This window comes from Christiangramia fulva, assembly GCF_003024155.1.
Taxonomy (GTDB): domain Bacteria; phylum Bacteroidota; class Bacteroidia; order Flavobacteriales; family Flavobacteriaceae; genus Christiangramia; species Christiangramia fulva.
In genome coordinates this window covers 1,311,982-1,324,352 of the sequence record NZ_CP028136.1, presented here as the reverse complement: position 1 = coordinate 1,324,352, position 12,371 = coordinate 1,311,982, and the positions used below count along the sequence as shown (strand labels likewise).

At 40.6% G+C, this 12,371-nt stretch carries 13 protein-coding genes; 1 reads left to right on the top strand and 12 read right to left on the bottom strand.

The genetic code is table 11. The features are described from left to right. Window positions 1–54 precede the first annotated feature (54 nt). The 11 genes from atpA to C7S20_RS06040 form a co-directional block, all read right to left on the bottom strand. The gene (gene atpA, locus C7S20_RS06090; RefSeq protein WP_107011648.1) at window positions 55–1,635 is read right to left on the bottom strand and encodes a F0F1 ATP synthase subunit alpha; all 1,581 of its coding nucleotides are present in this window, start codon (window positions 1,633–1,635) and stop codon (window positions 55–57) included. Between the two features lie 42 nt (window positions 1,636–1,677). Further along, window positions 1,678–2,232 (bottom strand): ATP synthase F1 subunit delta, encoded by a 555-nt coding sequence (atpH, locus tag C7S20_RS06085; protein WP_107011647.1) that lies wholly within the window; start codon window positions 2,230–2,232, stop codon window positions 1,678–1,680. A 4-nt stretch (window positions 2,233–2,236) separates the two neighbouring features. After that, complete coding sequence (locus C7S20_RS06080) at window positions 2,237–2,737, bottom strand: F0F1 ATP synthase subunit B (RefSeq protein ID WP_107011646.1); 501 nt, start codon at window positions 2,735–2,737, stop codon at window positions 2,237–2,239. 92 nt (window positions 2,738–2,829) lie between these two features. After that, window positions 2,830–3,021 (bottom strand): ATP synthase F0 subunit C, encoded by a 192-nt coding sequence (gene atpE, locus C7S20_RS06075; protein ID WP_107011645.1) that lies wholly within the window; start codon window positions 3,019–3,021, stop codon window positions 2,830–2,832. 44 nt (window positions 3,022–3,065) lie between these two features. Further along, window positions 3,066–4,208 carry a F0F1 ATP synthase subunit A gene (gene atpB / locus C7S20_RS06070; RefSeq protein ID WP_107011644.1) on the bottom strand — a complete coding sequence of 381 codons (1,143 nt, stop codon included), beginning with the start codon at window positions 4,206–4,208 and terminating at the stop codon, window positions 3,066–3,068. Window positions 4,209–4,316: 108 nt separating this feature from the next. Next, entirely contained in the window at window positions 4,317–4,703 is a 387-nt protein-coding gene (locus C7S20_RS06065) for a hypothetical protein (protein ID WP_159039881.1), read from the bottom strand. 12 nt (window positions 4,704–4,715) lie between these two features. After that, window positions 4,716–4,952 (bottom strand): AtpZ/AtpI family protein, encoded by a 237-nt coding sequence (locus C7S20_RS06060; RefSeq protein ID WP_227009113.1) that lies wholly within the window; start codon window positions 4,950–4,952, stop codon window positions 4,716–4,718. After that, window positions 4,909–5,322: a bactofilin family protein gene (locus C7S20_RS06055; RefSeq protein ID WP_107011641.1), complete on the bottom strand. Its 414-nt coding sequence runs from the start codon at window positions 5,320–5,322 to the stop codon at window positions 4,909–4,911. The genes C7S20_RS06060 and C7S20_RS06055 overlap by 44 nt, the downstream gene beginning before the upstream one ends. 12 nt (window positions 5,323–5,334) lie before the next feature. Beyond that, window positions 5,335–7,875: a type IX secretion system periplasmic lipoprotein PorW/SprE gene (gene porW, locus C7S20_RS06050; RefSeq protein ID WP_107014114.1), complete on the bottom strand. Its 2,541-nt coding sequence runs from the start codon at window positions 7,873–7,875 to the stop codon at window positions 5,335–5,337. A gap of 94 nt (window positions 7,876–7,969) precedes the next feature. Then, entirely contained in the window at window positions 7,970–8,680 is a 711-nt protein-coding gene (locus C7S20_RS06045; RefSeq protein WP_107014113.1) for an ABC transporter ATP-binding protein, read from the bottom strand. A gap of 1 nt (window position 8,681) precedes the next feature. After that, window positions 8,682–10,166 (bottom strand): DUF5687 family protein, encoded by a 1,485-nt coding sequence (locus C7S20_RS06040; protein ID WP_107011640.1) that lies wholly within the window; start codon window positions 10,164–10,166, stop codon window positions 8,682–8,684. A gap of 97 nt (window positions 10,167–10,263) precedes the next feature. Between C7S20_RS06040 and C7S20_RS06035 the strand changes: the two genes are divergently transcribed. Next, entirely contained in the window at window positions 10,264–11,313 is a 1,050-nt protein-coding gene (locus C7S20_RS06035) for a ferredoxin--NADP reductase (RefSeq protein WP_107011639.1), read from the top strand. On the opposite strand, the gene C7S20_RS06030 is transcribed toward C7S20_RS06035, so the two are convergent. Further along, window positions 11,310–12,371 carry a glycosyltransferase family 9 protein gene (locus tag C7S20_RS06030; RefSeq protein ID WP_107011638.1) on the bottom strand — a complete coding sequence of 354 codons (1,062 nt, stop codon included), beginning with the start codon at window positions 12,369–12,371 and terminating at the stop codon, window positions 11,310–11,312. The two genes, C7S20_RS06035 and C7S20_RS06030, sit on opposite strands and share 4 nt — an antisense overlap.

Genomic DNA, 12,371 nt, shown 5'->3' with positions numbered 1-12,371 from the left:
ATAAATTTGAGGAGGAAATTCAAGATCTAATATCTCAAATCTCACTACTCAATACTATTTCTTATATTTCTCTGAAAGCTCCTTAGCTGCCTGAGTAAGGGTATCAGTTACTTCATCAGTCAGTTTACCTGCTTTCAAAGTATCCAGAACATCTCTATGTTTTGTATCGAGATAATCTAAATATTCTCTTTCAAATTCACGAACCCTATCTACAGGCACATTTCTAAGAAGGTTTTTGGAACCTGCATAGATGATCGCGATCTGGTCTTCCACCGGATAAGGATCATTTTGTCCCTGTTTAAGGATCTCCACGTTTCTTCTACCTTTTTCAATAACTCCAAGAGTCGCCGCATCCAGATCTGATCCAAATTTTGAGAAGGCCTCTAATTCACGAAACTGAGCCTGGTCGAGTTTAAGGGTACCCGCAACTTTTTTCATCGATTTGATCTGAGCCGAACCACCTACACGGGATACAGAGATACCCACGTCAATCGCAGGACGAACACCCGAGTTGAATAAATCAGAAGTTAAGAATATCTGACCATCGGTGATCGAAATTACGTTGGTAGGAATATATGCGGAAACGTCACCTGCCTGGGTTTCGATAATAGGAAGGGCCGTTAAAGAACCTCCACCTTTCACCTTATCTTTAAGAACATCAGGAAGGTCATTCATTTGTTTTGCAATCTTATCATCATTGATCACTTTCGCTGCACGCTCCAGTAATCTGGAATGAAGGAAGAAAACGTCTCCGGGATACGCTTCACGTCCTGGTGGACGACGAAGTAAAAGCGAAACCTCACGGTATGCTACCGCCTGCTTTGAAAGATCATCATAAATGATCAGCGCAGGACGTCCCGAATCACGAAAATATTCCCCGATCGCCGCGCCGGCAAAAGGAGCATACACCTGCATTGGAGCAGGATCTGAAGCATTAGCGGCCACAATAGTGGTATAAGCTAAGGCTCCTTTGTCTTCAAGGACTTTGGCAATCCCCGCTACGGTTGAAGCTTTTTGTCCAATCGCCACATAGATACAGTAAACGGGCTCACCCCTGTCATAAAATTCTTTCTGATTAAGGATGGTATCGATACAAACGGTAGTTTTACCAGTTTGACGGTCACCAATTACCAGCTCACGCTGACCTCTTCCTATCGGCACCATAGCATCGATAGATTTGATACCGGTTTGAAGCGGCTCGTTTACCGGCTGACGGAAAATTACACCGGGAGCTTTTCGCTCCAAGGGCATTTCAAAGGTTTCCCCTTCAATATCTCCTTTCCCATCGATAGGGTTTCCCAAAGTATCAACTACTCTTCCAACAATTCCCTCTCCAACATTGATAGAGGCAATTCGCTGAGTTCTTTTTACAGTTGAACCCTCTTTGATCTCTTTCGTAGGTCCTAAAAGTACTACCCCAACATTGTCTTCTTCAAGGTTAAGAACGATTCCTTCCAGACCACTTTCGAACTGTACCAATTCACCATATTGGGCGTTGGCGAGTCCGTAGACACTGGCAATACCGTCTCCTACGGTAAGAACAGTCCCCACTTCGTCCAGAGAGGCTTTGGCTTCAAAACCAGATAATTGTTGTTTTAATATTGCTGATACTTCAGCAGGATTTACTTCTGCCATAATTATTCAGATAAAATGGCACGCCATGCGCACCGGTTTTTATTAAATTTTTGAAACGTATGTGTTTTCTTTAAATCTTCTTTTCAGGTTATTGAGACTTCTTGATACACTTGCATCATACTGAAGGTCCCCAATCCTTAATATAAATCCGCCAATGATACTTTCATCAACGATTTGCTTCAGTTTTGCCTCGGTACCGGTCAATTCCTTAACCTTTGTCATTATAACTTTTTCCAATTCTTTATCTAATGGAATTGCGGTAGTCACAATTGCTTCCTTGAGCTGATTGTCTTCGTTATACATGTAAATGTACTGTCTTGCAACAGCATCCAGAATTTCAAGACGACCATTTTCGATAAGCAAATCAACCGAACCCTGCGTCAATTCATTCAGATTGGGAAAAATAGCACTTAAAGATTTCTTTTTAAGGCTGTTTTTAATAACCGGACTCCCTAACATATCGCTAAGCTCCTTGCTGCCCTCAACAGTACGAAGGATACTTAACATATCCTCCTGCACCTTAGTGGCCGAGTTCTTATCTTTTGCGAGTGAAAGAATCGCCTTTGCATAACGTTTTGCTGCCCTGGTTCCTCTCATACTCTTAGTTTAGCTTTGCATCACCGATCATTCGTTCGATCATTTGATATTGTTCTTTTTTATCGGAAAGTTCTTTACGAACCACTTTTTCAGCGATCTCGATTGATAGATTAGCTACCTGATTTTTCAATTCGTTCATTGCCGACTGCTTTTCGTGCTCAATGCTGTCTTTAGCCTGGGCTACGATCTTATCAGCTTTTTTCTGTGCCTCATCAGATGCTTCAGCGATCATTTTTTCTTTCAAATTCCTGGCCTCTTTAAGAATAGCGTCTCTTTCCATACGAGCATCGATCAAAAGCTTTTCATTATCAGCCTTTAAATTCTGCATTTCCACGCGTGCTTTCTCAGCCGATTCGAGGGCATCTTTAATTCCTTCTTCCCTGCTATTAAGAGAATTCAGAATTGGACCCCAGGCGAATTTTTTAAGCAACAAGATCAAAACTACAAGGATCGCTATTTGCCAGAAAAACAATCCGAATGAAAAATCATTAATTAACTTTTCCATAATTTATTTTACTAATATGATGTTTCGCTCAATTTTAAATTAAGGAAAAACCTTGCAGCCAACCGCTACAAGGCTTTTTCCTTTTTGTTTAATTACACTGCGAAAAGCGCAGCGAATGCAATACCTTCCAATAACGCAGCGATAATAATCATTGCGGTCTGGATCTTTCCGGTTGCTTCAGGTTGACGGGCGATTGCTTCCATAGCACGACCACCAATCATACCAAGACCGATACCTGCACCGATCACGATTAAACCTGCTCCAACCATTACTGGGATTTCCATAACTAACTATTTAAAATTAAACTTACTTCTACTTTGTTCTAAAATTATACTACCGGTAAATCTTCACTGTGATCTTCCGGATGATCTGAATGTTCTTCAACTGCCATTCCTATATAAAGTGCACTCAACAGGGTGAAAATATAAGCCTGAAGGAAAGCCACCAACAATTCAATTATCGATATAAAAATGGTAAATCCGAAAAATGTTGGTCCCGCTACCCAATTCTGAAAAATAAAGATCAAACCAAGTAAACTCATTACTACCACGTGACCAGCGGTCATGTTGGCAAAAAGCCGGATCATCAATGCGAAAGGCTTGGTGAACATACCTAAAATTTCAATAGGCATCAAAACGATCTTCATAAGTACAGGAACTCCGGGCATCCAGAAGATATGTTTCCAGTAATGCTTATTCCCGCTGAATTGTACTATAAAAAAGGTTACTAATGCAAGTGCAAAAGTCACCGCTATATTTCCGGTGATGTTCACACCAAGGGGAGTCAATCCAAAAAGGTTCGACAAAAGGATGAAGAAAAACACGGTAAGCAAAAAGCTCATGTATTTCTTATATTTAGGACCGATATTCGGTTTTGCGATATCGTCGCGAACGTACACTACCAAAGGTTCCAGAAACCTTCCCAAACCTTTAGGTATTGCCGATCTTTTATAATTTTTTGCCAGAATCCGGAAGAATACAAAAAGAAGAAGGGCCACAACAAGCATCATCACCACATTCTTGGTGATCGAGAAATCAAGCGGGCGCTCGTTGGTAGGGAAACCATCTTCGCCGTAATGGATTGTTCCTTCAGCGTCGGTCTTATAAATTTTTGTATGATATAGTCTGTAAGTATTTCCGTCGATCTCAACGAGTTCTTCGCCGTTGTGAAATCTCGCCGAAGAAAATATATGAAGACCTTCGTCCCAAATGATCACCGGAAGCGGCGTACCATAATGCTCCCCTGTTTCCCCATTAGCCAAAAGATTGAAATAATGAGAATCCATAAGGTGGTGCCCCACAAATTCCTTAATACCTTCTTTTGTATTAATAGCACCGTGCTCTTCTTCAGTTTCATGAGCTACAGCTTCATGTTCTCCAGCATTATGCTCATTTTCCTGCGCGTTCAGATTCAAAGAAACGAGGATAAAAAGGCCGCCTAATAAGAATTTAAAAATGTTTTTCTTCCGCATTTTAAGATACAGTTTCGGTCTTTAAATTTGGGTGCAAATGTACACAATTATCTAAAAAGAAAAATCATAAAATTGGGAATAAGTCAAAACTTCTAAAAAAAGGAGTAATTAATTGTTATTATTGAAGTTAGCCCTGTTGAGTTCTCGCGCTAAAAATAAAATTTCCACCCCCAGACAAAGTATAAAAGGAACAAAAAAGAGAAAAAAGTTCTCTTTAAAATCTCCAAAATCACCCTGTTGCAAAAGAAAATAAAAAAGTCCGATCCTGATAACCCCTGCGGCCAAAAAAATAAATCCGATAAATTCTATCAGCTGTTTTTTAAAAATAATATAATTGGAAAGCAGTAAAGCAGAAAACCCGAAATTGTATAAATAACTGAAGTTGATGAGTTTTCTAACCTGCTCATCCCCGCTCGCAAAATAAATTTCGAGGAGATAAGCAAAACCCAATACCAAAGCAAGGGCAAATCCCAGCTTTACTATTTTAGTCATCATAAAAAGAAGTGATTATTTATTAAAATCGTTAAGTTGTTTGATCACAAGATACATGGAAGCTACAAGGCCAAAAAGTACAAATCCCAGCGTGAACCAATTGGTTTCGGTAGAATTGTAATTTTCATCCAGCTTTTTTCCAATCCAGGCGCAAACGAAAATGGTACCGCCCATCTGGAGTCCAATCCCGGTGAATTTTGCCCAATTTTTAAGCAGATTTTTCTTCCCGTTGTTGTTTTCTTCTTTCATCATTCAGTGGCTTTATGGCGCCTTTCATTTCACAGGTGGCATTAAAAACCGCACCGGGTTCGACGGCCAGCTTTCCGGTAACGACTTCGCCTTCAATATTTGCCGGACTCCTTAGAGTAAGCACTCCCGAAACATTAAGTTTTCCTTTAAAACTGCCTTCAATATCGGCATTTTCACATTCCAGTGTTCCGTTGATGAGTCCTCCTTCGCTAATCACCACTTTACCTTCAGCTTTAAGGCTTCCTTCCAGAGTACCTTCGATGCGGAAACAGCCTTTTGAACTAATTTCTCCGGTAATCACAGTGCCGGAAGAGATTCGGTTTTGCTCGCCATTAGAAGCGGCAGTCTTTGATTTTTTGGTTTCAGAAAACATAATGGTAGGGCTTTAGTTAAGAGTCTTGAATTCTCTTAAATTTTTCTTAATTTGTACAATTCTATAATTTTCTGATGAGATTACAAAAGACTCTCTCTCTATTTTATAGTTTTTATTATTCTTAAGCAACTCCTGAAATCCCAGTGCTTTGGATTTATTTTGGAGGTGATGCACCACCACAAAATATTCTTCAGGTGAATAAACATCTACCGATACTGATAGTTTATCATACCCAAGATCCAGCAGGGCCTTTTGAATTTTCGCCTTTAAAACTTCTGCTTTTTCTTTTTCCATTTCCACAGGAAAAACCAACTTAAAATTAGTTTGTAAACTATCCCGGTTAAATTCAAGAACCTTAAGCTGCGGAAGGTTAGAAGAAAGTATGGTTTTTGCCTTTTGGCCTTCAGTAGTTTGCGGATAAGCAACCGCGAGATCATTCAATGCTTTTTCATAAGCCTCAATCCCATAAAGTCGGGCATTAGCCTGAGCTTTTAAAAATTCTAATTTAGGTACTATGGGATCGCCGGTGAATTGTGAGATATATTTATTGGCTTCTTCGATCACCTCTGAAAATTCTCCATTTTCAAAACTTTCATATAATTTCCCGTAAATAATTTCCGGACTGTTCTCCTCACTTTTCAGGCTGCCGGGATCGTTGATAAAGGCAGCATAGCGCGAACCGGGGTAATTTTGAAGAATATCGTTCTTAAGATCCTGCTGTTTGCCCAATTGATTTGTTTGTCCGTAAATTTTATAGAGATAATATTTCGCTGGTAAAACCAGCTGAGGATCCGGATTATGATTGAGCAAATATTCCAGGCGCTCTTCGGCTAAAGCATATTCGTTATAATTTTCACTGTAAATGATGCCCAACTGATAATTTGCCAGGTTTCGCTGCGCGGCGAGACTGTCTAAAGCCAACTTACCACCGGGAATCTGACTTACATAAGCCATGGGGTCATATTTGGGATTATTATCAATATTTACCTCAGCAATTCTTTTCTGGGCATTGACCGAACTTTGATTTAAAGCATTTGAACCCCAGCGCCAGTTATCTTTTAATTCCCGGCTTCCCCAAACCCGAAGAAATTCCTGTGCTCCTCTTGCAACGCGAAGGGGGTTATAGAAATAGAAGGTATTTCCGGTTGATTCAGTGTCTTCTGCAGGAACTTCAACCGCTGATGGAAATGGATTATCCGGACCAATATTAGCAGTATAAACAGGTAATTCGGTACTATCCAGGCCGGCGGTAGCTTCTTCTTTTAACTTATTGGTATATTCGGTAAAATAGGCAATTTGTTCTTCTTCGCTCATCCCGGCAAGCCTTAAAATACTGTCAGTCTTTTCAGCGAGCTCCTCATATTTTATTACGTCTTCAAGGTTTTGTCTTTTTTTCTTAATGCTGCGATATTCCAGCAGCTGGGGCGACATATAGGCAAGCGTGCTGTCATAATATTTTCCCGCAGTTCTATAATCGGCGTCATCAAAATAGATATTTGCCAGAATTTGATAATCAATAGATTTTAAATATATATCACTGGAAGGTGCACGCAGAGATTTATTATAATACTGAATGGCTTTTTTGGTGGAATCTAACTGGTGAAAATATTCCCCAAGCTGAAAATAAATTTTGTCAAGGTAAGGCCGATTTTCACGATCGGCTTCCAGTTCTTTAAGCAAATCCAGCAGGTATGCATTCTCGCCCTGATTCATTTGAAAATTCCGTGCTTTTTGGACGTATGCATTCACCAAATAAATTCGCGGTGTTTTCCGGTTAAGATCGATCACTTTATCGAAAGCGGCGTTGGCTTTGGTGGGATCGCCCAGCCGATTGTGTAACTGGCCTAAAATGTAATAATACCGGCCCTTCTCCGAATCCAAATCGGTATAAGTCGCTGCTTGTGATAATGGAGCCACGGCGCTGTCAGGCTGATTTAGATTTATATAGGCCTGTGCCAGGCTTGAATTGGCATCAGCTATTTCCTGGTCTTCCAGCCTGTCTGATTCGAGAATTTTTTTCAGATTTTCAATCGCCAGGCGTTCATTGCCCAGCCTGATATTGGTCTTTTCCCGCCAGATCCTGGCGTGATTGATATTTTCACTTGCGGGGTACCGGTAAAGTATATAATTGAAAGCATCGAGAGCGGGAACGAACCGCTGATCGAAGTAACGGGCCTTGCCAAGCAGAAGATAAGCCTCGTCCATTTCGGGATTCCTTTCTTTACCCCCAATCTGCATGGAATGTTTCTGAATGGCTTTTACCGCTTTCTCTTCGGCACGCCCGAAATTCTGATTCCGAATACTGTCGGGCAGAAGGATCTTATCATCTACATCAAGTCGTTCAATGGGTAAAATATCCCAGTAATTATCCGCGTAATTTTGATTGATCTCCTTTTTTCCCTGCTCAAGAGCGAGTTGACCGTTGAAGAGCGTATTGTACTCGGCCGTTACCGCGTGATAATTGCGATTGATAAAGGTATTCTTCTTCCGTGAACAGCTAAGGATAACTGCCGAAATTGCAAAAAAAAGTACGATTCGTGCCGATGTATTCAAAAATGATCTTTTCCCGGTATTCAAATAACTTCATACCGGCAGGTTTAGTATGTAAAAGTAAGTTTCTTTTTCTAAACTTCAATAAGGACAAAACTTAGCTCTCGGCGATCTCCCGTGCAAAGTAGGCTTCGAGTTCTTTAAGAGTGGCTTCTGAGGTTTGAATATCTTTCACGATCTCTCCTTTATCAAGCACCACAATTCGTTCGCAAACTTCAGTGACATGAATCAAATCATGACTGGAAATAAGAAAGGTAGTTCCGGTGGTTTGGGAAAGTTCTTTCAATAATTTTTTTAGACGAATTTGGGTGGTCGGATCGAGATTGGCAAAAGGTTCATCGAGAATGACAACTTCCGGATCACCGATAAGCGCGGCGACAATACCGGCTTTTTTCTGATTTCCTTTGGAAAGGTCACGGAGATATTTATTTCGGCCAATGATCTCTCCATTGAAAAAGTCTCCGAAATTTATCAAAAAGGAATCAATATCGGCTTTATTGCGGTTGCGAAGTTCCCCGATGAAATAAAAATATTCTTCAGGAGTAAGATAGCCAATTAAAAAACTTTCATCTATAAATGAAGAGGTAAAAGGTTTCCATTCCTCACTCTGACTAACGGTAATTTCCTTATTAAAAATATTACCGGTGGAAGGCTGGATAAGGTCCAGAAGCAGACTAAAAAAGGTAGTCTTACCGGCTCCGTTATTTCCCACGAGGCCAAAACTTTGTCCAGATGGAATATCGAGATGATCGATGTTGAGCACTTTGGTACCGTTGTATATTTTGGAAAGATTAGTTGCAGTTATCATATTATTCACCTTTTTGTTTGAAACCTTCAATCATGATATATTTTCTTTTTTTGTAACGCATTACAAGAAAATTTAAAATATTAGGCCGAAGAATAAGCCCAATAATTCCCAATCCGGCAAGAAAAGCAACTCCCACCTGGTAACCTATAAACTTATTGATGAGCCAGAAGAAAAAAATCGGGACCAGCAATAATGGTAATCCAATAAGCCATTGAGAAGCACCCGTTCCCTGGTAGTTCATAAATGGGCTTTTATCAAGATCAATGCGTTTTTTATTGAAAGAACCCGCATAAATAAGCAAGGGAACGTTCACTCCCATATTATAGAACGCGCAGGCAATATTCAGCAAAAGAATGTTCCAGCCAAAATAGACGTAAGGGGTAGATAAAATTGCCAAAATTCCCACGCTAAAGCTTATTAATCCCATTTTGGAAGCCAGGTACTGCCTCATGGGAATGTTCTGCGCCATGATCATGGGGTAGTATGAAGCATCCCAGGAAGGCACAAACTGGCCAAAATTGATCATAAAGATTCCGGTAATAAAGATTCCAACAAAAACAAAAAACGCAGGCATGCTTTGATAGGTGTCATTCGTATAAAAAAGGAGTCCGTAAGCCAGGAAAATAAGCGAAATATAAATGGTCGTTTTCGGTCTTTTATTTCTCCAGATAAGTTTAAGATCCTGCTGCAGAAAAGGAGCTATGCTTCCAAAACGCTTCGTCCAAACAAAATCCTGGGTATTGGCCGATTTACTTTTTCCTTTGATCCCGGCATCCAGATAAAATTTAGATTCCAGGTTGAGTTGATTCCATTTAAAAAGCAGTAACAGGAAAAGCACAGGCAAAAACGCCAGGTATGGATGTGCCACTACAAAATCGACTGCCATCCCAAAATAAACACTGATCCTGAAAATTTCAAAATAATCGAGCAATGCGAGAATGATGGCTAAAACTACCACCGGGATCAGCGCCTTTAGATTTTCGGTAAACCGTTTTTTAATGATAAAATTGGCGTAATTCACACATAAAGTGGTTGCATAAACTGCCAGCATCCATCCCAGAATGTTCCATACACCATAATCTCCTTTCACAAGGGAAAAAATTCCAAACGGAATGATAATCAGCAGCGGAAGGAAATTATAAAAGGAAATCAGCGATTTCAGCAACACGAAATTCACTACTTTTCTTTTAGGAATAGGCTGGATCATCAGTGGTTTGATGTCAAGAACGGGTAATGTTTGAAGCATAAACCGGAAAAAAAGCTCAAAAACAAAATAAACCAGCAAAAAGCGATTTACGATTTGCAAAGGAGCGGCTTCCGGATAAAATTCTTTTAACAAAGGGTAAAGGCCAATTCCAAAAAGCAGGAACATTGCCGAAAAATACAGGGCTAAAAATGCCATCAGGATCTTTAAGCCTATACTTTTGCCAAAACTGGCCGACCTGAAAAAAGATTTCCACTCTAACCAGAGAAATTTTTTAAACATGAAAATGGACCTTTTATTCGGTTTGTAGAGAAATTTAAACTTTTGTTACATTCTTAAAACGAGCTTACTTTGTATTTTTGCGCACAAACAGTAAACAATGAGCAAGTTTTATCCGCTAAAAATAAAGGAAATAATTCGTGAAACCCCACAAGCGGTTAGTTTATCTTTTGAAATACCCGAAAACTTAAAAAAAGAGTTCCGTTTTAAAGCGGGACAATATATCACTATAAAAACCGAAAGCGACGGAAAGGAATTACGAAGATCCTATTCCCTTTGTTCCGCACCAGATTCTGATGAATTCAAGGTAACGGTTAAAGAAGTTGAAGGTGGCCGCTTTTCGGTGATCGCCAATAATAAACTCGTTGCCGGGGATATCCTGGAAGTACATCCGCCTGAAGGAAGATTTGTCCTCGAGCCTTCTGAAGGTATTAAAAATTATGCGGCTTTCGCGGCGGGAAGCGGGATCACTCCCGTGCTCTCCATCATCAAAACCGTACTTCGGGATGAGCCAAAGAGTCGGTTTGTACTTACCTACGGAAATAAATCTCCCGAAGACACTATTTTCTTCAAAGAGCTTTTAAAACTTCAGTCAGAATTTCCTGATCGTTTATTCATAGAATTTATTTACAGCAGGACGCGTGAAGAAAATGCCCATTTTGGGCGTATTGAGACCAGCACGGTTAATTATGTGCTGAAAAACAAATTCAGGGAACATAGTTTTGACAAGTTCTTTCTATGCGGACCCGAAGCCATGATAAAACATGTGAGCGAGGTGTTAAAGGAAAATGGCGTTAAGGAAGAGCAGATCTTTTTTGAACTTTTCACCACCACCGAAGAAGAAAAACCTATTGAGGGCGAGGTTGAAGGCCAGACTCAGGTAACCCTGATCGTTGATGAGGAGGAATTTCATTTTTCAATGGACCGTAAAGCGGTAGTACTTGATATGGCGCTTGAAAAAGATATAGACGTACCTTATTCCTGCCAGGGAGGAATTTGCAGTAGTTGTATGGCGCGTATCAAAGAAGGTAAAGCCGAAATGACCAAAAATCAGATCTTAACCGATGAAGAGGTAGAAGAAGGATTTATTCTTACCTGCCAGGCACACCCTACCACTCCCACTCTTAAAGTAGATTATGACGATATTTAGAAAACGACTTCTGTGATCCTTGTAAGTACTTTTTGAGGCGAAATGCTTCGCATAACTTCCTCATAACCGGCGGGAATTTTATTTCCGTAAACCGAGGTCGGTATTTTTGGATACTTCTCCAGGTCTGGTAGGATACAGTTTTCTATTGGCTGATTAAAGGCCTTAAACCCTGTGTAGGGATGCGTAACTCCCCATAAGCTTATCACCGGTATTCCATAAATGGCCGCAAGATGCGCATTCCCACTGTCCATAGAAACCATAGCGTCTAAATTGGAGATCAGGGTCAGTTCTTCGGCAAAACTCAATTTACCCACTACACTTATGCTGTTCTCGAATTGTTTTTGCCATTTCTCAAGTTTATCGCGCTCCCTTTTTCCGCCGCCAAAAAAGATCAATCGGGTTTTACCCTGGGCATTCAATTCTGAAATTACCCGCTCCATGAGATCCAGAGGATACATTTTTGATTCGTGCTGGGCAAAAGGTGCAATTCCTATCCACTTTTGCCGGTCGTGGCCTATTAATTCCTGAACTTTAGGAAGCAGCGTCCTGCGCTTGGGCGGCCGATATTGTGAAAGATCAAGCGGATATCCCAGCCCGGCGAAAACATCGGCATAACGCTGGTGGGTTGATTTCAACTGCTTAAATTCTTTATTCTCTTCCCGGGTCAATGCTTTCTTTTCGCTTCGGCCTTTATCAATTTGCTTAAACGGAATTCCGTAGAAATAAAAAACCGATCGCAAAATGTTGCTCCTGATCACGTCATGAAGATCGGCCACCACATCAACTTCCTCGTCCCTGAGCTCGCGAGCTAAACCGGCAAGTCCCAAAACACCGCTATGAACACCTTTTACATCGGCTTCATAGACACGTACATTGGGAATATGACTGAAAAGCGGTTCAAAAAATGAGCGGGTAAGAATAGTAACGATTACTTCGGGATATGTTTGGGTTAGTACACTTATCACCGGAACCATCATGGCCACGTCGCCGAGAGCCGAAAACCTGATGACCAGAATATGCTTTTTCTCCCGTTTTTGCGGTGCAGGAGATTTACTCAT